At 63.5% G+C, this 22,348-nt stretch carries 18 protein-coding genes; 15 read left to right on the top strand and 3 right to left on the bottom strand.

What is annotated here, in order from left to right:
• Positions 1-182: 182 nt before the first annotated feature.
• Complete coding sequence (locus tag MKK04_RS24755; protein WP_402800992.1) at positions 183-2,633, bottom strand: penicillin-binding protein 1A; 2,451 nt, start codon at positions 2,631-2,633, stop codon at positions 183-185.
• Between the two features lie 194 nt (positions 2,634-2,827).
• Between MKK04_RS24755 and pilM the strand changes: the two genes are divergently transcribed.
• The 11 genes from pilM to MKK04_RS24700 all read left to right on the top strand — a co-directional run bounded on the left by pilM (position 2,828) and on the right by MKK04_RS24700 (position 17,924).
• On the top strand, positions 2,828-3,709 hold the full coding sequence (gene pilM / locus MKK04_RS24750; RefSeq protein ID WP_241106063.1) for a type IV pilus biogenesis protein PilM: 882 nt from the start codon (positions 2,828-2,830) through the stop codon (positions 3,707-3,709).
• Positions 3,706-4,242: a PilN domain-containing protein gene (locus MKK04_RS24745; protein ID WP_233688150.1), complete on the top strand. Its 537-nt coding sequence runs from the start codon at positions 3,706-3,708 to the stop codon at positions 4,240-4,242. The genes pilM and MKK04_RS24745 overlap by 4 nt, the downstream gene beginning before the upstream one ends.
• On the top strand, positions 4,239-5,255 hold the full coding sequence (locus MKK04_RS24740; protein WP_241106062.1) for a pilus assembly protein PilP: 1,017 nt from the start codon (positions 4,239-4,241) through the stop codon (positions 5,253-5,255). The genes MKK04_RS24745 and MKK04_RS24740 overlap by 4 nt, the downstream gene beginning before the upstream one ends.
• Positions 5,179-6,447, top strand: a complete 1,269-nt coding sequence (locus MKK04_RS24735; protein WP_233688152.1) for a type IV pilus secretin PilQ — start codon at positions 5,179-5,181, stop codon at positions 6,445-6,447. Before MKK04_RS24740 ends, MKK04_RS24735 begins: the two co-directional genes overlap by 77 nt.
• A 4-nt stretch (positions 6,448-6,451) precedes the next feature.
• Positions 6,452-6,970: a shikimate kinase AroK gene (gene aroK / locus MKK04_RS24730; RefSeq protein WP_028698445.1), complete on the top strand. Its 519-nt coding sequence runs from the start codon at positions 6,452-6,454 to the stop codon at positions 6,968-6,970.
• Positions 6,971-7,066: 96 nt separating this feature from the next.
• Complete coding sequence (gene aroB, locus MKK04_RS24725; protein WP_015272135.1) at positions 7,067-8,164, top strand: 3-dehydroquinate synthase; 1,098 nt, start codon at positions 7,067-7,069, stop codon at positions 8,162-8,164.
• A gap of 15 nt (positions 8,165-8,179) precedes the next feature.
• Positions 8,180-9,814 carry an SPOR domain-containing protein gene (locus MKK04_RS24720; RefSeq protein WP_207828293.1) on the top strand — a complete coding sequence of 545 codons (1,635 nt, stop codon included), beginning with the start codon at positions 8,180-8,182 and terminating at the stop codon, positions 9,812-9,814.
• 372 nt (positions 9,815-10,186) lie between these two features.
• Positions 10,187-14,632, top strand: coding sequence for a glutamate synthase large subunit (gltB, locus tag MKK04_RS24715; protein WP_207828294.1), 4,446 nt, complete (start codon positions 10,187-10,189; stop codon positions 14,630-14,632).
• A 106-nt stretch (positions 14,633-14,738) separates the two neighbouring features.
• On the top strand, positions 14,739-16,157 hold the full coding sequence (locus tag MKK04_RS24710; protein WP_013974599.1) for an FAD-dependent oxidoreductase: 1,419 nt from the start codon (positions 14,739-14,741) through the stop codon (positions 16,155-16,157).
• A gap of 238 nt (positions 16,158-16,395) precedes the next feature.
• Entirely contained in the window at positions 16,396-17,460 is a 1,065-nt protein-coding gene (gene hemE / locus MKK04_RS24705; RefSeq protein ID WP_025340953.1) for a uroporphyrinogen decarboxylase, read from the top strand.
• A gap of 116 nt (positions 17,461-17,576) precedes the next feature.
• The gene (locus MKK04_RS24700) at positions 17,577-17,924 is read left to right on the top strand and encodes a YgiW/YdeI family stress tolerance OB fold protein (protein ID WP_241106061.1); all 348 of its coding nucleotides are present in this window, start codon (positions 17,577-17,579) and stop codon (positions 17,922-17,924) included.
• Between the two features lie 100 nt (positions 17,925-18,024).
• Here MKK04_RS24700 and MKK04_RS24695 read toward each other — a convergent pair whose 3' ends face one another.
• Complete coding sequence (locus tag MKK04_RS24695; RefSeq protein WP_233694089.1) at positions 18,025-19,212, bottom strand: MFS transporter; 1,188 nt, start codon at positions 19,210-19,212, stop codon at positions 18,025-18,027.
• A 166-nt stretch (positions 19,213-19,378) separates the two neighbouring features.
• Between MKK04_RS24695 and MKK04_RS24690 the strand changes: the two genes are divergently transcribed.
• The 4 genes from MKK04_RS24690 (at position 19,379) to MKK04_RS24675 (ending at position 21,854) form a co-directional block, all read left to right on the top strand.
• A complete protein-coding gene (locus MKK04_RS24690; protein ID WP_207828305.1) occupies positions 19,379-20,278 on the top strand; it encodes a LysR family transcriptional regulator in 900 nt (299 codons plus the stop codon).
• Positions 20,279-20,354: 76 nt separating this feature from the next.
• On the top strand, positions 20,355-21,128 hold the full coding sequence (locus tag MKK04_RS24685) for a ParA family protein (protein ID WP_207828307.1): 774 nt from the start codon (positions 20,355-20,357) through the stop codon (positions 21,126-21,128).
• A gap of 71 nt (positions 21,129-21,199) precedes the next feature.
• Entirely contained in the window at positions 21,200-21,508 is a 309-nt protein-coding gene (locus MKK04_RS24680) for a type II toxin-antitoxin system HigB family toxin (RefSeq protein ID WP_241106060.1), read from the top strand.
• A complete protein-coding gene (locus tag MKK04_RS24675; protein WP_207828315.1) occupies positions 21,498-21,854 on the top strand; it encodes a helix-turn-helix domain-containing protein in 357 nt (118 codons plus the stop codon). The genes MKK04_RS24680 and MKK04_RS24675 overlap by 11 nt, the downstream gene beginning before the upstream one ends.
• A 3-nt stretch (positions 21,855-21,857) precedes the next feature.
• Here the strand turns inward: MKK04_RS24675 and trxC are convergent, their stop codons facing one another.
• A complete protein-coding gene (gene trxC / locus MKK04_RS24670; protein ID WP_013974593.1) occupies positions 21,858-22,292 on the bottom strand; it encodes a thioredoxin TrxC in 435 nt (144 codons plus the stop codon).
• Between the last annotated feature and the right edge of the window lie 56 nt (positions 22,293-22,348).

Here is a 22,348-nt window from a genome sequence, read left to right as displayed (position 1 = left end):
CTGGCGACACAAAAAAGCCCCGGCTCGCATGAGCCGGGGCTTTTTGTTTGCCGGTGGGGTTGGCGCGGCCTTTGTGGGAGCGGGCGTGCCCGCGAAGAATCCAGCGCGGAGGCTGGCACCGGCTACGCCGGTGTTCGCGGGCATGCCCGCTCCCACAGGGTCGGTGTTGCCTTCGAGGGCTCTTAGAACAGATCCATCGGTGCCGCTTCATCCGCCGGCAGCGGGCTGCCCGGTGCTGCGCCAGTGCCCAGTTCGTCCACCGACGGCGGCGAGTCCTCGGCCTTGAACAGCTCGAAGTAGGCATTCGGCGTGCTCGGCGAAGCGGCACGGCCGCTGACCGGGTCGACGCGCAGACTGAGGATGCCTTCCGGCTCGGCAGGCGCATGCTCAGGCTTGTCCTTGAGTGCCGCACCCATGAAACTCATCCAGATCGGTAGCGCCACGGTGCCGCCATACTCGCGGCGGCCCAGGGTTTCGGGCTGGTCGAAACCAACCCACACGGTAGTCACGTAGTCGGCGTTGTAGCCGGAGAACCAGGCGTCCTTGGACTCGTTGGTGGTACCGGTCTTGCCTGCCAGGTCGGTACGGCCCAGGGCCAGCGCCCGGCGACCGGTACCGCGCTTGATCACGTCCTGCAGCATGCTGGTGAGGATGTAGGTGGTGCGCCCGTCGATGATCTGCTCGGCCACCGCCGGCGCTTGCGGTGCAGACGCCACCTGGCTGAAGGCAGCGGGTGCCTCGCCCGGCATGGCTGCGGTGCTGATCGGCTGTTCGGGCGCTGCCAGGCCCGCCTGGTCCTCGGCTCCTTGCGGTACCCGGGCCGGGTTGGCGGTAAACAGCGTCTCGCCGCTGCGGCTTTCGATGCGCTCGATCAGGTACGGGGTGATCTTGTAGCCGCCGTTGGCAAAGGTGCTCCAGCCGGTAGCGATTTCCATCGGGGTCAGGGTGGCGGTGCCCAGTGCCAGCGACAGGTTGCGTGGCAAGTCCTGCTTGTTGAAGCCGAACTTGGCGATGTAGTCGATGGTGCGGTCCACGCCCATGGCCTGCAGCAGGCGGATCGACACCAGGTTGCGTGACTTGTACAGCGCCTCGCGCATGCGGATCGGGCCAAGGAAGGTATTGGTGTCGTTCTTCGGCCGCCAGACCTTGTCCAGGTACTCGTCGACGAACACGATCGGTGCGTCGTTCACCAGGCTGGATGCGGTATAGCCACTGTCCAGGGCGGCACTGTAGACGAACGGCTTGAAGCTCGAGCCCGGCTGACGCTTGGCCTGCATGGCGCGGTTGTAGTTGCTCTGCTCGAACGAGAAACCGCCGACCAAGGCGCGGATGGCGCCGTTGTAGGGGTCGAGGGTGACCAGTGCACTCTGCGCCCCAGGTACCTGGCTGAACTTGAGCTTGCCATCCTCTAGGCGCTGCACGCGCACCAGGTCGCCGACCTGGGCCACGTCCGCCGGTGACTGCGGCGCACGGCCCTGGGAGTTGCTGTTGATGAACGGGCGCGCCCATTTCATGGTGTCCCAGGCAACCAGCTCTTCCTGGCCAGCGCGGGTCAGCACCTTGAGGCCGTTTTTTTCGACCTGGGTGACGATGGCCGGTTCCAGGCCGCCTAGGCTGCGCTGCTTGCCCAGTTCCTGCAGCCAGACCGCCTGGGTGCGGCCCGGGAAGCGTGCTTCGGGGCCGCGATAGCCGTGGCGCTCGTCGTAGTCGGAGAGGCCGTTGAGGATGGCCTTGTTGGCCATTTCCTGCATGTCGCTGGGCACCGTGGTGGTAACGCGGAAGCCTTCGGTATAGGCGTCGCTGCCGTAGCGGCCGACCATTTCGGCACGGGCCATTTCGGCGATGTAAGGCGCATTCACTTCAGGTGCGGGCACGTGGTAGCTGGCGTTGAGTGGCTCGGCCAGGGCTGCCTGGTAGCTGGCTTCGTCGATCTTGCCCAGCTTGTACATGCGGCCGAGGATCCAGTCGCGGCGTTCTTTGGCGCGCACCGGGTTGGCCAGCGGGTTGAAGCGCGAAGGTGCCTTGGGCAGGCCGGCGATCATCGCCATCTGCGCCAGGCTCACGTCGCGGATCGACTTGCCGTAGTACACCTGTGCAGCGGCGTCGATACCGTAGGCGCGGTTGCCCAGGTAGATCTTGTTCACGTACAGCTCGAGGATCTCGTCCTTGGTCAGCTCACGCTCGATCTGCAGGGCCAGCAGGATCTCGTTGGTCTTGCGCGAGAAACTGCGCTCGCTGGTGAGGAAGAAGTTCTTCGCCACCTGCATGGTGATGGTACTGCCGCCGGTCTGGATATGCCCGGTTTTCACCAGCTGGGTCGCGGCGCGCATCAGGCTGCTGGGGTCGACACCGTAGTGGTTGAGGAAATTGTCGTCCTCGGCCGACAGAAGCGCCTGGATGAACTGTGGGGGAATTTCCGCGAAACGGATTGGTGAGCGACGCATTTCGCCGAACTCGGCAATCAGCTTGCCGTCGCTGCTGTACACCCTGAGGGGGATCTGCAACTGGATGCTTCTGAGCGATTCGACCGAGGGCAGGCTGGGGCTAAGATACAGAAACGCACCGCTCACACCGAGTACGAGCGCGCAGATGACTGCGACGGAAGACCACCAGAAGAACTTCAGCAGGCGTATCAAGGCTTTTCGGTGTCCAGGTTGGGAGTGGATTGCGTGCAGGTCCGGCGGACCAGAAAACGCTGGGCATTATAAGCATTTTTTCGCCTCTCCGGGTTACCGGTCAGGCTGCCCGTCGCCTCGATGGGCCTGCGTGGCCCAGTGTTGGCGCGGGGTTGAGGCAGATAGCTGCGACAGACAACAAGGATGCCACGATGCTAGGACGCTTCGGCAAGGATGCCGGTTCACTCGTGGGGGTGGAAATTGCCCCTGACACCGTTCGGATGGTGCAACTGCAGCGGCATAACCGACGCTGCAGGGTGCTTGTGTCGTTACAAGAGCCGTTCGAATCACCGGCTGGCAGTGATTGGGTAGCAGAGCCTGCCGCCGTTGTGGCTGCCTTGAGGCGTGCCTATCGACGCAGCGGCCTCAGGCAGCGCCGGGTAGCGCTGGCGCTGCCGGCCAACCAGGTGATCTGCAAGCTGTGCCACTTGCCAGTGGAACAGGGCGGAGCAGAGATGGAGGCGCAGCTGCTGGCTGACGCCGAACGGCTATTCCCATTTCCGTTGGAAGACCTGGCCCTGGATTTTCAGGTCATGGGGGGCTCCCGTGACCAGCCAGGTTGCGCCGAGGTGATGGTGGCTGCGTGTCGGCAGAGTGCGCTGGCGCCACTTGAAGCCGTCGTCGAGGAGGCCGGGTTGCAGCTGGAGGCCGTGGAGATTGACAGCATTGCCTTGGGTCGCATGCTGCCGCAGGGCAGTCATCAGGGCGCGGCGTTGCTGCGTATCGAGGCGCACAGCACCACCCTCTATAGCTGGCAGTCGGGCTGGCCGCAGCAACGGCGTGAGCTGAGCCTGGGCATGTCGACGATATCGGGGGCGCTGCCGGAGCGCCTGCAGGACCTGCTCGCCAATGAGCCTTTGCCCGATTGCCTGTTGGTCGCCAGTCGTTCGCCGATAGAGGCGGGCCGGCTGCAGGACCTGGGCTCCCGGTTGAACCCGCCGTGTCGCCTGGTGCCCGACCTGGCAGGCCTGGAGCACCTCGATGGCGCGATGATCCTGGCGAGCGCCCTGGCGCTTGGAGGGTTGCGCCGATGATGCGGCTGAACCTTCTGCCCTGGCGCGAACGACAGCGTCAGGCGGCGTTGCGGTGTTTTCGCAGGCAGCTGGTCGCCGGTGCGCTGCTGGCCCTGTGTGCCGTGATGCTGGTCGACCAGTTGGCCCGCCAGCGCGGGCAGCAGCAGGCGCTGGCCAACACCCAGCGCCAGGCAGCCCTTGAGGTGTTGGGCGAGCAATTGCAGCCGCTGGCCGAGGTGCGTGCGCAGCACCAGGCACTACTGGCTCGCACGGCCACGCTGGAAGGCCTGCGCGCCCATCAGGATGTGCTGGCCGGGCTGTTCGCCGACCTCGAGAGGGCGTTGCCAGTGGGGGTGCAGCTACTCGACCTCAGCCTTGAAAACGGCCGCCTGCAGATGACCGGGCTGGCCACGTCCGGTGCCGTGGTAGCGCAGTTCATGCGTGACCTGAGCCGCTCGAATGTGTTGTTCGGTCTGGAACTCAGGCGCATCAGGAGCCTGCCGGGCGGCGATGAATTCCTGCTGGGCGCGCGTTTTTCGGCGTTCTGGTTGTGAATGCTGCATTGGTACTCGGCTGGCTGGCCGTGGCCGAGCGCTCCCGACGCTTCAGGCAGCTGGCGCCAGTGCTGGTGGCCGTGGCGTTATTCGGCCTGGGCTGCGCGATACGTCTGCCGGCAGTGTTGCAGCAGCAGGCGTACGAGAAGGCCCGGTACATAGAGCTGAACGAACAGCAGGCAGCCAGTGCGGTGCAGCTGGCCGAACTGGAGCAGCTCCAGGCGTCCGTGGCCATTGCCGAGCAACGCTTGCAGGAGGCGCACTGGCACCTGGCCGCCGGAGAGGACATGAGCGACCTGCTCGACCGCCTGGCGGCTTCGGGGCATGCGCATGGTTTGCTCATCGAGCGGTTCGATGTGCACGAAGACGAACAACAGGCCGGTTTGCGCAAGGTACCGCTGGAGCTACAGGTGGTGGGGCGTTATGCGGCCTTGCGCCAGTGGCTGGGCGATTGGTTGGGCCAGGCGCGCGTGTTGCGCAGCGGTGACCTGCAGCTGGCTGCGGTCGCTGGCCAGCCTGGTCTGCTGCGCCTGCAGTTGCGGGTTGATGCCTATCAGGCGCTGGCCCCCACGCCGGCGCCCGCTGCACTTGCGCGCATGCCTGCCAGGGGCATGGCCGCAGCGCCCGCAGTCGACCCGTTTGCGCCCGGTGCGACGCGATTGACGGGCACCGGGCTGGCCAATGTGCCTTTGGCGCAACTGGAGATGGTTGGCAGCCTGTCGCGTGGGGAGGAACACGAAGCACTGCTGGTGGCTGCTGGCAGGCTCTATCGCGTGCGCCCTGGGGACCGGGTCGGGCGTGATCTGGGGGTGGTGGTGAAGGTTGATCAAAGCCAGGTCGAAGTACGCGAACGGCTGTTCATGGCAGGGGTGTGGCACGAGCGCACGGCGTTCATCACCCTCGCAAAGCGCCTGGGCAAGGAGGCCCCGGACCACGATGAAAACATTGAAGAAATGGGCGCTGGCAGCGGTGCTGCCGATCCCGCTGGCGTTGGCGACGCCTCATCAGGGTGAACCGCTGTCGCTGAACTTCCAGGATGTGGAAGTGCGCTCGCTGCTGCAGGTGCTGGCTGACTATGCCGGCGTCAATCTGGTCGCCAGCGATGCCGTGCAGGGTAGCGTCACCTTGCGCTTGCAGGATGTGCCGTGGGACCAGGCGCTGGACCTGGTGCTGCGCAGCAAGGGCCTGGCCCGGCGCCAGGAGGGTAATGTGCTGCTGGTGGCGCCTGCGGCCGAGTTTGCCGCGCAGTCTGTCGATGCCCGCATGGGGCAGGCGCTGGATGCGCAGTTGCAGCCGTTGCGTCGGGAACTGCTGCCCATCCATCACGCCAACGCCGGCGAGCTGGCGGAGTTGCTGCTGGCGAGCCTGGCGGACGACGGTATTCTCACCGGGCGAGGTAGCCTGAGTGTCGATGAGCGCACCAATACCCTGGTGGTATACCAGCCCGCCGACCGCCTTGCCGAGTTGCGGAAACTGGTGGCGCAGCTGGACGTGCCGGTGCGCCAGGTGGCAATAGAGGCACGTATCGTCGAGGCCAACGTCGATTACGAGAAGAACCTGGGGGTGCGTTGGGGTGGGCCGCTGTACGTTGAAAGCCCGCGGCCGGGCAAGGATTTGTTCGTCGACCTTGGAGTGGAGCGCGTGGGCAGCAGCATCGGCCTGGGCCTGCTGCGTGGCGGCGTGCTGCTCGACCTGGAGCTCAGTGCCATGGAAAAGAGCGGCAATGGCGAGATCATCTCGCAGCCCAAGGTCGTCACTGCCGACAAGGAAACGGCCAGGATCCTCAAGGGTACCGAGGTGCCTTACCAGGAAACCAGCAAGAGTGGCGCCACCTCGGTCGCGTTCCGCGAAGCCTCGCTGTCGCTGGAGGTGACCCCGCAGATCACTCCGGACAACAAGGTGATCATGACCGTCAGGGTGACCAAGGACGAGCCGGATTACGTCAATGCCTTGAACAATGTACCGCCGATCCGCAAGAACGAGGTCAATGCCAGGGTTCGCGTGGCGGACGGCGAAACGATCGTGATCGGTGGCGTGTACTCGACCTCGCAAAACAATGTGGTCGACAAGGTGCCATTTTTCGGCGATCTGCCGTATGTTGGGCGGCTGTTTCGACGCGATGCATTACAAGAGAAAAAATCCGAGCTGCTGGTCTTCCTGACTCCGCGTATCATGAATGACCAGGCGATTGCTGTGAGTCGTTGATTCTGTGCGAAATTTGATACTTGTGGGGCCCATGGGCGCTGGTAAAAGCACCATTGGACGCCTATTGGCCAAAGAGCTGCGCCTGCTGTTCAAGGATTCCGACAAGGAAATCGAACTGCGATGCGGCGCCAACATCCCGTGGATTTTCGACAAGGAAGGCGAGCCGGGTTTCCGTGACCGTGAGCAGGCGATGATCGCCGAGCTGTGCGCACTCGACGGCGTGGTCCTGGCGACCGGCGGTGGTGCGGTAATGCGCGAAGCCAACCGCCAGGCGCTGCATCAGGGTGGCCGGGTGATCTACCTGCATGCTTCGGTGGAACAGCAGGTTGGCCGTACCGCACGCGATCGCAATCGCCCCCTGCTGCGCACGGCCAATCCCGAGGCGACCTTGCGCGCCCTGCTGGAAGCCCGCGACCCGCTCTACCGCGAGATCGCCGACTTGGTAGTAGAAACCGACGAGCGGCCACCACGCATGGTGGTGATCGATATTCTCGAGCGCTTGCAGCAGTTGCCGCCCCGTTAGCCCGGGACTATTCTCGGCCCCCAGCGCCGAGGCGAGGTTCAACGTTACCGCGTGGGCGCCTGAACGGCGTCGCGCCCAAGTACATTGTGGGGATACATGCAGACACTAAAAGTCGACCTGGGCGAGCGTAGCTACCCGATCTACATTGGCGAAGGCCTGCTGGACCAGCCCGAGCTGCTGGCGCCGCACATCGCCGGGCGGCAGGTTGCCATCGTTTCCAACGAGACCGTCGCGCCCCTGTATCTCGAACGCCTGAGCAAGACCCTGGGTGCCTATTCGGTGCTGCCGGTGGTATTGCCCGATGGCGAAGCCCACAAGAACTGGGAAACCCTGCAACTGATTTTCGATGGCCTGCTGACTGCGCGGCACGACCGCCGCACCACCGTGGTCGCCCTGGGTGGCGGCGTGATCGGTGACATGGCCGGCTTCGCTGCCGCCTGCTACCAGCGCGGCGTCGACTTCATCCAGGTGCCGACCACCCTGCTGTCCCAGGTCGACTCTTCGGTCGGCGGCAAGACCGGCATCAACCACCCGCTGGGCAAGAACATGGTCGGTGCCTTCTACCAGCCCAATGCGGTGCTGATCGATACCACCAGCCTCAAGACCCTGCCGGCACGCGAGCTGTCCGCAGGCCTTGCCGAAGTGATCAAGTACGGCCTGATCTGCGACAAGCCGTTTCTCGCCTGGCTCGAGGACAATATGCAGGCGCTGCGTGCCCTCGACCCGGTGGCGCTGACCGAAGCCATCCGCCGCTCCTGCGCGGCCAAGGCCGCGGTAGTGGGTGCCGACGAGCGCGAGTCTGGCGTGCGCGCCACGCTGAACCTGGGGCATACCTTCGGGCATGCCATCGAGACCCACATGGGTTATGGCGTGTGGCTGCACGGCGAAGCCGTGGCGGCGGGCACGGTAATGGCCCTGGAGATGTCCATGCGCCTTGGCTGGATCGACCAGGCCGAGCGCGATCGCGGAATCCGCCTGTTGCAGGACGCAGGTTTGCCGGTGGTGCCACCACAGGAAATGACCCCGGCGCATTTCATGGAGCACATGGCGGTCGACAAGAAGGTTCTCGATGGTCGTTTGCGTCTGGTGCTGCTGCGCCAGATGGGCGAGGCCGTGGTGACCGACGACTATCCGAAAGAGATTCTACAGGCCACGTTGTCGGCGGATTACCGCGCGATCGTGGCCCAGCTTTGAGGTTGTGACAGCGCAATGACCAGTTTGCATGCCGATGAGGCCTTTCTCGACCATTACCAGTTGAGCCACGATCCGTTCGCGCCCCGCGTGCCCGGCTTCAAGTTCTTCCCGGCCCAGCGCAAGCCCGTGCTCGGCCAACTGCACCACCTGGCACGCTACAGTCAGCTGATGCTGGTTGTCAGCGGCCCGCTGGGCAGCGGCAAGACCCTGCTGCGCCAGGCCTTGGTGGCCAGCACCAACAAGCAGGCGGTGCAGAGTGTGGTGGTGTCCGCCCGTGGCGCCAGCGATGCCGCCAGCGTACTGGGCCAGGTCGCGCAGAACCTGGATGTGGCCCAGGCCGAAGTGCAGGCGATCCTGGCCAAGGTGGTGCAACTGGCACTGACCGGCCAGGAAGTGTATTTGCTGGTGGACGATGCGGAACAACTCGACGAGTCGGCACTCCAAGCGTTGCTGGAATTGGCAGCGGGGGTACCGGAAGGGCGCCCGCATGTGTTCCTGTTCGGTGAGCCGTCGCTGATTGCCGGGCTTGAAGAGATCCATGTCGAGGAAGAACGCTTCCACATCATCGAGCTCGCCCCCTACAGTGAAGAAGAAACCCGCGAGTACCTGGAGCAGCGCCTGGAAGGTGCTGGCCGGGGCATCGAGGTGTTCAGCCGTGAACAGATCGTCGATATCCATGAAAACTCCGACGGCTGGCCTGGCAACATCAACCAGGTCGCCCGTGACACTTTGATCGAAGCCATGATCGCCAGCCGCTCGACGGCCAAGCGACCATCCATGGGGTTCAAGATGCCTAAAAAACATGTGCTCGCGCTGTCCGCTGTGGTTGTGGTCGCCGTTGCGGCCGCGGTGTTGATGCCGAAGAAAGGTGAGAAGGCGCCCGCCGAAGCGCCGGCCGCCCAGGCCCAGTTGCCGCTTGGCGAGGGTCAGGCCAATGGTGGCAGCCCGGCTATCGAGTTCTCGGGTTCGTCCCAGCCGATGCCGCTGCCGCTGGTTGGCCAGTCGCAGCCGGTGATGCGCGAGCCGCTGGCCCAGGCTGCGGGCATGGGCGAGGGCGAAGAGGGCAGCCCGGCCGGTGATACTGCCCTGCAGCCTGGCAACCCACCGCCAACCGTGACCACCATCGCGCCGCCGCAAGGTGTGCCGGCGGGCCCGGCACCGGTACCTGCCCAGCCTGTAGCCACGGCGCCGGCCCAGCCAGTGCAGCCGCAACCACAACCGGTTGCGCCTGCGCCAAAACCTGTCGCAACCCAGCCTGCCAAACCGGTTGCGCCTGCCAAGCCTGCACCAGCACCGACCCAGGTCGCCGTGGCCAAGCCGGCCGCCAAGCCTGCCGAGAAGCCAGCGGCCGGTGGCAGCGGCAACAGCGGCTGGTACGCCGGACAGAAACCGGGCAATTACGTGGTGCAGATCCTGGGTACCAGCTCCGAGGCTTCGGCCCAGGCGTTCGTCAAGGCCCAGGGTGGCGACTATCGCTACTTCAAGAAAAACCTGCAGGGCAAGCCGCTGTACGTGGTCACTTACGGCAACTTCGCCAACCGCGACGCAGCGGTTGCGGCAATCAAGAACTTGCCAGCGAAGGTCCAGGCTGGTAAACCTTGGCCACGTACCGTCGCCAGCGTCCAACAAGAGCTGGCCTCGGCCCGCTGATACCTTCCGGGCGGCATCACCCTGCCGCCCAGTAGCTAAGCGAATTCTAGCTTTCGACTAGCCTGCTGCGCCTGAGCGCGGCAGGCTTTTCTGTCCCGGACTGCCGGCCACAAGCCTTACTTGCAGTCATGGCTGAAACGCTTCAGACTCGAGCCAAGCCGCTATCACGGCACATGGCGCAAAAACATTCAAAATTGCGACATAAATTTTCAATGGTGAGACATGAAAATTTGTGAGCATCGCTGTCGCTGTGCAACAATGGTTTTCCATGGCCACCGCAAAAAAGCTGGCGTTTGATCGGCGTGGATGGTAAGTGGTTGTTAAAAAAGAGATTTACCTCCGTTGAGAGGTGAACCTGGTGAGAATGTGTCTATGAAAACAGGTCTGTACCATCCCGAAGAATTCAAGGACAACTGTGGTTTTGGCCTGATCGCCCACATGACGGGCGAACCGAGCCACCACCTTCTGCAAACCGCCATGCAGGCCCTGACTTGCATGACCCACCGCGGCGGCATCAACGCCGACGGCAAGACCGGTGATGGTTGCGGTCTGCTCATGCAGAAGCCCGATCAATTCCTGCGTGCCGTGGCCCAGGAGCACTTTGCCGTCGAACTGCCCAGGCAGTACGCCGTCGGCATGGTGTTCTTCAACCAGGACCCGGTCAAAGCCGAAGCCGCTCGCGCCAACATGGACCGCGAAATCATCAACGCTGGCCTGAAGCTGGTCGGCTGGCGCAAGGTGCCGATCGACACCAGCGTGCTCGGCCGCCTGGCCCTGGAGCGCCTGCCGCAGATCGAGCAGGTGTTCATCGGCGGTGAAGGCCTGAGCGACCAGGAATTCGCCATCAAGCTGTTCAGTGCCCGTCGCCGTTCGTCCGTGGCCAACGCCCACGACGCCGACCACTACATCTGCAGCTTCTCGCACAAGACCATCATCTACAAAGGCCTGATGATGCCGCGCGATCTCGCGGCCTTCTACCCGGACCTGGGTGACGAGCGCCTGCAAACCGCGATCTGCGTGTTCCACCAGCGCTTCTCCACCAACACCTTGCCGAAATGGCCGCTGGCGCAGCCGTTCCGCTTCCTCGCCCACAACGGCGAGATCAACACCATCACCGGCAACCGCAACTGGGCCATGGCCCGTCGCACCAAGTTCGCCAACGACCTGATCCCCGACCTCGAAGAGCTCGGCCCGCTGGTCAACCGCGTCGGTTCCGACTCCTCGAGCATGGACAACATGCTGGAGCTGATGGTCACCGGCGGCATCGACCTGTTCCGTGGCGTGCGCATGCTGGTACCGCCAGCCTGGCAGAACGTCGAGACCATGGACGCCGACCTGCGCGCCTTCTACGAATACAACTCCATGCACATGGAGCCGTGGGATGGCCCGGCCGGTATCGTCATGACCGAAGGCCGCCACGCGGTGTGCCTGCTCGACCGTAACGGCCTGCGCCCGGCGCGCTGGGTGACCACCAAGAACGGCTACATCACCCTGGCGTCGGAAATCGGCGTATGGGACTACAAGCCCGAGGACGTCATCGCCAAGGGCCGCGTCGGCCCGGGCCAGATCTTCGCCGTGGACACCGAAACCGGCCAGATCCTCGACACCGACGCCATCGACAACCGCCTGAAGTCGCGCCACCCGTACAAGCGCTGGCTGCGTCAGCACGCCCTGCGCATCCAGGCGACCCTGACCGACGACCAGGGCGTGGCCAGCTACGACGCTGACCAGCTCAAGCAGTACATGAAGATGTTCCAGGTCACCTTCGAAGAGCGTGACCAGGTGCTGCGTCCGCTCGGCGAGCAGGGCCAGGAAGCGGTCGGCTCGATGGGTGACGACACGCCGATGGCCGTGCTGTCGCAACGCGTGCGCTCGCCGTACGACTTCTTCCGCCAGCAGTTCGCCCAGGTGACGAACCCGCCGATCGACCCGCTGCGCGAAGCGATCGTCATGTCCCTGGAAATCTGCCTGGGTGCCGAGCGCAACATCTTCCAGGAATCCCCGGAGCACGCTTCGCGGGTGATCCTCAGCTCGCCGGTCATCTCGCCCGCCAAGTGGCGTTCGCTGATGAACCTGGAGCGCGAAGGCTTCGACCGCCAGCTGATCGACCTCAACTATGAAGAGAGCGTCGGCCTGGAAGCGGCCATCCGCAACATCGCCGACCAGGCTGAAGAGGCCGTGCGCGCTGGCAAGACCCAACTGGTGCTGAGCGACCGCTACATTGCTCCGGGCAAGCTGCCGGTGCACGCCTCGCTGGCCGTGGGTGCGGTGCACCACCGCCTGACCGAACAGGGCCTGCGTTGCGACAGCAATATCCTGGTGGAAACCGCCACCGCTCGCGACCCGCACCACTTCGCCGTGCTGCTGGGCTTCGGTGCCTCGGCCGTTTACCCATATCTGGCCTATGAAGTGCTGGCCGACCTGATCCGCACCGGCGAAGTGCTGGGTGACCTGGACGAAGTCTTCAAGTACTACCGCAAGGGCATCTCCAAGGGCCTGCTGAAGATCCTGTCGAAGATGGGTATCTCCACCATCGCCTCGTACCGTGGCGCGCAGCTGTTCGAAGCGATCGGCTTGTCCGAGGAAGTGGTCGGTCTGAGCTTCAAGGGCGTTTCCAGCCGCATCAAGGGTGCGCGCTTCGCAGACCTGGAAAGCGACCAGAAGCTGCTGGCAGCCGAAGCCTGGAGCGCGCGCAAGCCGATCCAGCAAGGCGGCCTGCTGAAGTTCGTCCACGGTGGCGAATACCATGCCTACAACCCGGATGTGGTCAACACCCTGCAGGCTGCCGTGCAGCAGGGCGACTACGCCAAGTTCAAGGAATACACCACGCTGGTCGACCAGCGCCCGGTGTCGATGATCCGCGACCTGCTGAAGGTGAAAGTGGCCGACCAGCCGCTGCCGCTGGAGCAGATAGAGCCGCTGGAGGCGATCCTCAAGCGCTTCGACTCCGCGGGTATCTCGCTGGGCGCACTGTCGCCTGAGGCCCACGAAGCGCTGGCCGAGGCGATGAACCGCCTGGGCGCGCGTTCCAACTCGGGTGAGGGCGGTGAAGACCCGTCGCGCTACGGCACCATCAAGAGCTCGAAGATCAAGCAGGTGGCCACCGGCCGCTTTGGCGTGACCCCGGAGTACCTGGTCAACGCCGAAGTGCTGCAGATCAAGGTTGCCCAGGGCGCCAAGCCCGGTGAGGGCGGCCAGCTGCCAGGCGGCAAGGTCAACGGCCTGATCGCCAAACTGCGCTATGCGGTACCGGGTGTGACCCTGATCTCGCCACCGCCGCACCACGACATCTACTCGATCGAAGACCTGGCCCAGCTGATCTACGACCTCAAGCAGGTCAACCCGCAGGCCCTGGTTTCGGTCAAGCTGGTGGCTGAAGCCGGCGTCGGCACCATTGCCGCCGGTGTGGCCAAGGCCTATGCCGACCTGATTACCATCTCGGGCTACGACGGTGGTACCGGTGCTTCGCCGCTGACCTCGATCAAGTACGCCGGTGCCCCGTGGGAGCTGGGCCTGGCCGAGACCCACCAGACCCTGCGTGGCAACGACCTGCGCGGCAAGGTACGGGTACAGACCGACGGCGGCCTGAAGACTGGCCTGGACGTGATCAAGGCGGCCATCCTCGGCGCCGAAAGCTTCGGCTTCGGTACCGCGCCAATGATCGCCCTGGGCTGCAAGTACCTGCGCATCTGCCACCTGAACAACTGCGCCACCGGCGTGGCCACCCAGAACGACAAGCTGCGCAAGGACCACTACATCGGCACCGTCGACATGGTGATCAACTTCTTCACCTTCGTCGCCGAAGAAACCCGTGAGTGGCTGGCCAAGCTGGGCGTGCGCAGCCTCGGCGAGCTGATCGGCCGTACCGACCTGCTCGACGTGCTGCCGGGCGACACCGAGCGCCAGCAGTACCTGGACCTGTCGCCACTGCTGGGCAGCTCGCACATCCCGGCGGACAAGCCGCAGTTCTGCGAAGTCGACAAGAACCCGCCGTTCGACCAGGGCGAGCTGGCCGAGAAGATGGTGGAAATGGCCATGCCGGCCATCCGCGACCAGGCCGGTGGCGAGTTCAGCCTCGACATCTGCAACTGCGACCGTTCCATCGGTGCGCGCGTGTCGGGTGAAATCGCCCGCTTGCACGGCAACCAGGGCATGGCCGCGGCGCCGATCACCTTCCGCTTCAAAGGCACTGCGGGCCAGAGCTTCGGCGTGTGGAACGCCGGTGGCCTGAACCTGCACCTGGAAGGCGACGCCAACGACTACGTCGGCAAGGGCATGACCGGTGGCAAGGTCACCATCGTGCCGCCAGCCGGCAGCCCGTTCGAAACCCAGCACAGCGCCATCGTCGGCAATACCTGCCTGTACGGCGCCACCGGCGGCAAGCTGTTCGCCGCCGGTACTGCTGGTGAGCGCTTCGCTGTACGTAACTCCGGCGCCCACGCTGTTGTCGAGGGCACTGGCGATCACTGCTGTGAATACATGACCGGCGGCTTTGTCTGCGTGCTGGGCAAGACCGGTTACAACTTCGGTTCTGGCATGACTGGCGGCTTCGCCTACGTGCTCGACATGGACAATACCTTCGTCGACAAGCTCAACCATGAGCTGGTGGAAATCCAGCGTATCAGTGGTGAAGCGATGGAGGCCTACCGCAGCCACCTGGCGCGGGTCCTTGCCGAGTACGTGGAAGAGACCGGCAGCGAGTGGGGGCGTGAGCTCTCGGAGAACCTGGACGACTACGTGCGGCGCTTCTGGCTGGTCAAGCCGAAGGCAGCCAACCTGAAGCAACTGCTGTCCAGCACCCGTGCCAACCCGCAGTAACAACAGCTGCAAGTGGCGGCCCCGTACGCGGGGCCCGTCGTGCTCAAGTGATCGTCTTGCAGCTTGCAGCCTGAGGCTGGCAACTGCGGTAAAGAGGTTTTGAAAAATGGCTGAACGTCTGAACAACGACTTCCAGTTCATCGAGGTGGGCCGCAAGGACCCGAAGAAAAAGCTGCTGCGCCAGCGCAAGAAGGAGTTCGTGGAAATCTACGAGCCGTTCAAGCCGCAGCAGTCCGTGGAGCAGGCACACCGCTGCCTGGGCTGCGGTAACCCGTATTGCGAATGGAAGTGCCCGGTGCACAACTTCATCCCCAACTGGTTGAAGCTGGTTTCCGAAGGCAACATCCTGGCCGCGGCGGAGCTGTCGCACCAGACCAACACCCTGCCGGAAGTGTGCGGCCGCGTATGCCCGCAGGACCGCCTGTGCGAGGGTGCCTGCACCCTGAACGACGGTTTCGGCGCAGTGACCATCGGCTCGGTGGAGAAGTACATCACCGACACCGCCTTCGCCATGGGCTGGCGACCGGACATGTCCAAGGTCAAGCCAACCGGCAAGCGCGTTGCCATCATCGGCGCGGGCCCGGCCGGCCTGGGCTGTGCCGATGTGCTGGTACGTGCCGGCGTGACCCCGGTGGTGTTCGACCGCAACCCGGAAATCGGCGGCCTGCTGACCTTCGGCATTCCCGAGTTCAAGCTGGAAAAGACCGTGCTCAGCAACCGCCGTGAAGTGTTCACCGGCATGGGCATCGAGTTCCGTCTGAACACCGAGGTGGGCAAGGACGTGACCATGGAGCAACTGCTCGCCGAGTACGACGCGGTGTTCATGGGCATGGGGACCTACACCTACATGAAGGGCGGCTTCCCGGGCGAGGACCTGCCGGGCGTGCATGACGCGCTGGACTTCCTGATCGCCAACGTCAACCGCAACCTGGGCTTCGAGAAGTCGCCGGAAGATTTCGTCGACATGCAGGGCAAGAAGGTGGTGGTGCTGGGCGGTGGTGACACTGCAATGGACTGCAACCGCACCTCGATCCGCCAGGGCGCCAAGTCGGTGACCTGCGCCTATCGCCGTGACGAGGCCAACATGCCGGGTTCGCGTCGTGAGGTGAAGAACGCCAAGGAAGAGGGCGTGAAGTTCCTCTACAACCGCCAGCCTATTGCCATTGTCGGCGAGGACAAGGTCGAAGGCGTGAAAGTGGTCGAGACCCGTCTTGGCGAACCGGATGCCCGTGGCCGTCGCAGCCCCGAACCGATCCCGGGGTCCGAAGAGATCCTGCCGGCCGATGCCGTGGTCATCGCCTTCGGCTTCCGCCCAAGCCCGGCGCCGTGGTTCGAGCAGCATGGCATCCAGCTGGACAGCCAGGGCCGCGTGGTGGCACCGGAGAAGGGCAAGTTCAAGCACCAGACCAGCAACCCGAAAGTGTTTGCCGGTGGCGACATGGTGCGCGGGTCGGACCTGGTGGTGACGGCTATCTTCGAAGGACGTACTGCTGCTGAGGGTATCCTGGACTACCTGGAAGTCTGATCGATTGTCGGGGCTGCTTTGCAGCCCTTTCGCGACACAAGGCCGCTCCCACAGGGGAAATGCATTCCTCATGTGGGAGCGGCCTTGCGTCGCGATGGGCTGCAAAGCAGCCCCAACGGCATTTTTGTATACAAAAATCCTTGATCCATGGCATCCAATAGACAAAACGCATGGCCTTGACCGTGCCTTTTGCGCTGGCGTCTGAGAAAATGCCCGCACTATTTTTCCGGATGCCGACATGACTGCCCTGAAGAACGATCGTTTCCTGCGTGCACTGCTCAAGCAACCCGTAGACGTCACCCCGGTGTGGATGATGCGCCAGGCCGGCCGCTACCTGCCGGAGTACCGCGCCAGCCGCGCCAAGGCCGGTGACTTCATGAGCCTGTGCATGAACCCCCAGTTCGCCTGTGAGGTCACCCTGCAGCCGCTGGACCGCTACCCGCTGGACGCTGCGATCCTGTTCTCGGACATCCTCACCATCCCCGATGCCATGGGCCTGGGCCTGTACTTCGAAAGCGGCGAAGGCCCGCGCTTCAAGAAGGTCATCAGCACCCCGGCCGACATCGAAGCGCTGCCAATCCCCGACCCGCAGAAAGACCTTGGCTACGTGATGGACGCGGTCAGCACCATCCGCCGCGAGCTCAACGGTCGTGTGCCGCTGATCGGCTTCTCCGGCAGCCCGTGGACCCTGGCCACTTACATGGTCGAAGGCGGCTCGTCGAAGGACTTCCGCAAGACCAAGGCCATGGCCTATGACAACCCGCAGGCCCTGCACCTGCTGCTGGACAAGCTGGCCCAGTCGGTCACCAGCTACCTCAACGGCCAGATCCTCGCTGGCGCCCAGGCCGTACAGATTTTCGACACCTGGGGCGGCAACCTGTCGGCGGCGGCCTACCAGGAGTTCTCCCTGGCCTACATGCGCAAGATCGTCAGCGGCCTGATCCGCGAGCACGAAGGGCGCAAGGTGCCGGTGATCCTGTTCACCAAGAATGGTGGCCTGTGGCTGGAAAGCATCGCCGAAGCCGGTGCCGATGCGCTGGGCCTGGACTGGACCTGCGAAATCGGCGACGCCCGCCGCCGCGTGGGTGACAAGGTGGCGTTGCAGGGCAACATGGACCCGACCGTTCTGTACGCCAAGCCCGAGGCCATCCGCAAGGAGGTGGCGCGCATCCTGGCCAGCTATGGCCACGGTACAGGCCATGTGTTCAACCTGGGCCACGGCATCACCCCGGAAGTCGACCCGGAGCACGCTGGCGTGTTCATCAACGCCGTGCATGAACTGTCGGCGCAGTACCATCAGTGAATCGATCGCTGAACACGAAAGCCCGGCCATGTGCCGGGCTTTTTGTTGCATTAAGTTTTAATTCAGCGATCGTCGTTAATCTGGTCCCATCGAAACCGAAACAGGACCTGATCCTCATGAAAGCACGTTATCTTGCATTGATCCTCGCCCCCTTGTTCAGCACTGCGGCCCTGGCTGCCGGGTATACCGGCCCAGGTGCCCAGTCGGTCACCACCGTAGCTGCGGCCAACGATGCTGCCGATGACACCCCGGTTGTGTTGCAAGGCTTCGTGACCAACAAGATCAACAACGACGACAAGTACGAGTTCAAGGACAACACCGGCACCATCACCGTGGAAATCGATGATGAAGACCTGCCGCCGACGCCGTTCAACGACAAGACCAAGGTCAAGCTGACCGGAGAGGTGGAGAAGCACCTGATGAGCCGGGAGGTGGATGTGGATAGGGTCGAGATCATCAACTGAGCCACTGGCCTCTTCGCGGGTGAACCCGCTCCCACAGGTATAGCGTTGCCCTCAGCTGTAGCGCGGTCCCTGTGGGAGCGGGTTTACCCGCGAATGGGCCTCAAGCAGTTTTCGGTGGTAGCCTGCTCAGGTGCAGCGCCACCAGCAACGCCACCACCAGCAAGCCGCCAATGAACAGCCCGATGCCGTTCCAGCCCCACTGGTGCCAGAACACCCCGCCCGCCGTACCGGCCACACTCGACCCGGCGTAATAGCTGAACAGGTACAACGACGACGCCTGCCCTTTGGCCTTCAAGGCCCTGCGGCCAATCCAGCTGCTGGCCACCGAGTGTGCGCCGAAGAAGCCAAAGGTGAACACCAGCATACCGACGATCACCATCGCCAGGGGGCTGGCCAGGGTCATCAGCAAGCCACCCGCCATCACCACGATACTGGCCCAGAACACCTTGCGCCGGCCCAGCTTGTCGGCCAGCGCGCCGACCTGCGCCGAACTGTAGATGCCCGACAGGTACACCACCGACAGCAAGCCGACCAGTGCCTGGTTCATGTGGTAGGGCTCGGCCAGCAGGCGGTAGCCGATGTAGTTGAACAGGGTGACGAAGGCGCCCATCAGCAGGAAGGCTTCGAGGAACAGCCAGGGCAGGCCGGCATCCCTGAAGTGCATGACGAAGCCATCCAGCAGGCTGCGTGGGTTCATCGCCTGTGGGCGGAAGTTGCGCGATTCGGGTAGCACCCTCCAGAACACCAGCGCCGCCAACAGGGCCAGGCCGCCGATGGTCAGCATCGCCGTGTGCCAGCTGACGAAGTCGATCAGCACGCCGGTGATCAGGCGCCCGCTCATGCCGCCAATGGCATTGCCACCGATGTACAAGCCCATGGCCAGGCCGATGTGCTGCGGGTGAATTTCTTCGCTCAGGTAGGTCATGGCCACCGCCGCCAGGCCGCTCAACGACAGGCCGACCAGGGCGCGGGTGGCCAGTACCAGCTCCCAGCTCGGCATTATCGCGCTGGCCAGGGTGGAGAGGGCGGCGCAGACCAGGGCAAACACCATCACCGGCTTGCGCCCGATGCGGTCGGAGACAGGGCCGGTGATCAGCAGGCCGATCGCCAGCATGGCTGTCGAGACCGACAGCACCAGGCTGCTCTGCGCCGCATTGATGGCAAATTCCTTCGACAGCAACGGCATCATCGGCTGCACGCAGTACAGCAGGGCGAAGGTGGCGAAGCCGCCGCTGAATAGCGCCAGCACGGTCTTCATGAAGGCGGGGGTGCCTTTTTCGATCCACATTTCGTTCAGCGGGGCAGGTTCGGGCTCGACGGGAAGGGGCGCTACAGCAGTTTTCACGGGCGGGTACCTCTGGCGCAATGAAAAAAAGCATATAGCTGGCTAATGATTAGATCCAATATATTGTTCGACCTATTTAAGACGTTTTACGACCTGTTCGGAGCCGATCATGGAATTGCGCCATCTGCGTTACTTCATCGCCGTGGCCGAAGAGCTGCACTTTGGCCGCGCTGCCCAGCAACTGGGCATTTCGCAGCCACCTTTGAGCCAACAGATCCAGGCGCTGGAGCAGGAACTGGGAGCCCGGCTGTTCGAGCGTACCAACCGTCGGGTCGAGCTGAGCGAGGCGGGACGGCTGTTCCTCGAGGAAGCCCGCCAGGTGCTGGCGCAAGTGGAGAAGGCCGCCGACGTGGCCCGGCGTGCGCAGTTAGGTGAGCTGGGGGAGATGAAGATCGGCTTTACCTCGTCGGCACCGTTTACCTCGAAGATCCCCAAGGCCATCCATGCCTTCCGCCAGCGCTTCCCGGCGGTGCACCTGAACCTCAAGGAAATGAGCAGCCGCGATGTTGCTGAAGGAGTATTCGACGAGTCCATCGAAGTGGGGCTGATGCGGCCGATGCCGCTGCCGGAAGGGCTGGTGGCCACTGAACTGTTTCGCGAGCCGCTGGTGGCGGTGATCAACGCCTCGCACCCGTTGGCCGAAGGCACGGAACATGGCGTGCACATGGCCGCCCTGGCCCATGAGCCGTTCGTGTTCTTCCCGCGCAGCTATGGCAGCGGGTTGCACGCGCAGTTGCTGAGCCTGGCGCGCCAGGCGGGTTTCAGCCCGCATTTCGCCCAGGAGGCAGGGGAGGCGATGACCATCATCGGCCTGGTGTCGGCGGGGCTTGGGGTGTCGGTGCTACCGGCGTCGTTCCAGCGCATGCGCATCGAGGGGGTGGTTTATCGCACGCTGCTGGATGAAGGGGCGATGTCGGCGGTGTGGCTGGTGCAGCGCGAGCGTGGGGCTTCGGCGATGGCCAAGGCATTCGCCGAGCTATTGACGGGGCAGGTGGTCGGGCAAGGGTAATGCGGGTCAAATGGCGCTGGTCATTGCCGCAGCCGCACCACATACTCGGGCATTCGTTGATACACGGAGGTCAATCATGCGGCGCGTGGTGTTCAATCAGAAAGGTGGCGTGGGCAAGTCGAGTATCGCCTGCAACCTGGCGGCGGTCAGTGCCAATGAAGGCTACCGGACCCTGTTGATCGACCTGGATGCCCAGGCCAACTCGACCCAGTACCTCACCGGCCTCACCGGCGAGGACATCCCCATGGGCATCGCCGACTTCTTCAAGCAAAGCCTGTCCAGCGGGCCGTTCAGCAAGAAGAACCAGGTCGATATCTACGAAACCCCGTTCGACAACCTGCACGTGGTCACCGCCACGGCCGAGCTGGCCGATCTGCAGCCCAAGCTTGAGGCGAAACACAAGATCAACAAGCTGCGCAAGTTGCTCGACGAGCTGGACGAGGACTACGAGCGCATTTACATCGATACCCCGCCAGCGCTGAACTTCTATGCGGTGTCTGCGCTGATCGCCGCCGATCGCGTGCTGATTCCCTTCGACTGCGACAGCTTCTCACGCCAGGCCCTGTATGGCCTGCTGGCCGAGATCGAAGAACTCAAGGAAGACCACAACGAAGACCTGGTGGTCGAAGGCATCGTGGTCAACCAGTTCCAGTCCCGCGCCAGCCTGCCACAGCAGATGCTCGACGAGCTGCTGGCCGAAGGGCTTCCGGTGCTACCGGTGTACCTGGGCAGCTCGGTGAAGATGCGTGAGTCGCACCATGCCAGCCTTCCGCTGATTCACCTGGAGCCCAGGCACAAGCTGACCCAGCAGTTTGTCGAGTTGCACGATTTGCTCGAACGCTGCGAGTGAGCGTTGTTTCTTGTCGCTTGCAGGAAGGGTGACTACCGCTCATAATCTCCCAAAACGGGAGATATGCTTGGATGCGCGTCATTGCCAAAAGCACCTTGGTGAAGTTCTGGGGTTTGCCCGGACATGAGGATGCCAAAGCCCCCTTGGAAAGCTGGCACGACATGGCCATCAAAGCCATCTGGCGAACGCCGCAGGATTTAAAGGACCAGATTGGCAGCGCCAGCATATGTGGCAACAACCGCGTGGTCTTCAACATCGGGGGTAACAAGTACCGGCTTGTAGTCGAGATGCAGTATCGAGCCGGTATTGCCTGGGTGAAGTTCGTCGGTACGCATGAGCGATATGACGAGATTGACGTGGAGACAATCTGTGAATATTAAGCCAATCCGCAACGATGATGATTTGCGAGCAGCATTCCAGCGGCTTGAAACCATTTTTCAGGCTGAAGCGGGAACGCCAGAAGCCGATGAAATGGAAGTGCTTGTGACACTGATCGAGGTGTACGAGAACAAGCACTACCCCATCCACCCGGCTAACCCCATCGAGGCCATCAAGTTCTGCATGGATCAGCAGGGGCTCACACCGCGTGATCTAGAACCCTTCATTGGTCCAAGCGGGAGAGTCTCGGAAGTCTTGAATGGAAAGCGTGGATTGAGCCTTTCCATGATCAAGCGCCTGCATGATGGCCTTCGTATCCCCTATGAGTCGCTGCTGGCGAGTGCTTGAGAACTAAACTCCCTGGCTACGCAACCACTCCAGCAACGACTGGAGTGGAAACGCCCCGGCTTGACGGCTGACTTCACGGCCATTCTTGAACAGCAGCAGGCTGGGGATCGAGCGGATACCCAGTTGCCCGGCCAGGTTGCGGTTGGCTTCGCTGTCGAGCTTGGCCAGGCGGCAGCGGCCGGCCAGTTGGCGGGCGGCCTGTTCGAATGTGGGGGCGAAGGACTTGCATGGGCCGCACCAGTCGGCCCAGATGTCGACCAGCAGTGGCAGGTCGCCTTTGATCTGGCTGGCGTAGCTGGCTTCGGTGAGTTCGAAAGGGGTGCTCAGCAACACGTCCTGTTTGCAGCGGCCGCATTTCGGCGCGTCGCCCAGGCGCTCGGCAGGCAGGCGGTTGAGGCCGTTGCAGTGGGGGCAGGGGATTACCAGTGGTTCGGACATATCAATTCCTTGTGTTGTTTGTTCGGGCCCTATCGCCGGCAAGCCAGCTCCCACAG

Origin of the sequence: Pseudomonas sp. LS.1a (assembly GCF_022533585.1) — a bacterium.
GTDB lineage: Bacteria > Pseudomonadota > Gammaproteobacteria > Pseudomonadales > Pseudomonadaceae > Aquipseudomonas.
This window is presented reverse-complemented; position numbering and strand designations above follow the sequence as displayed.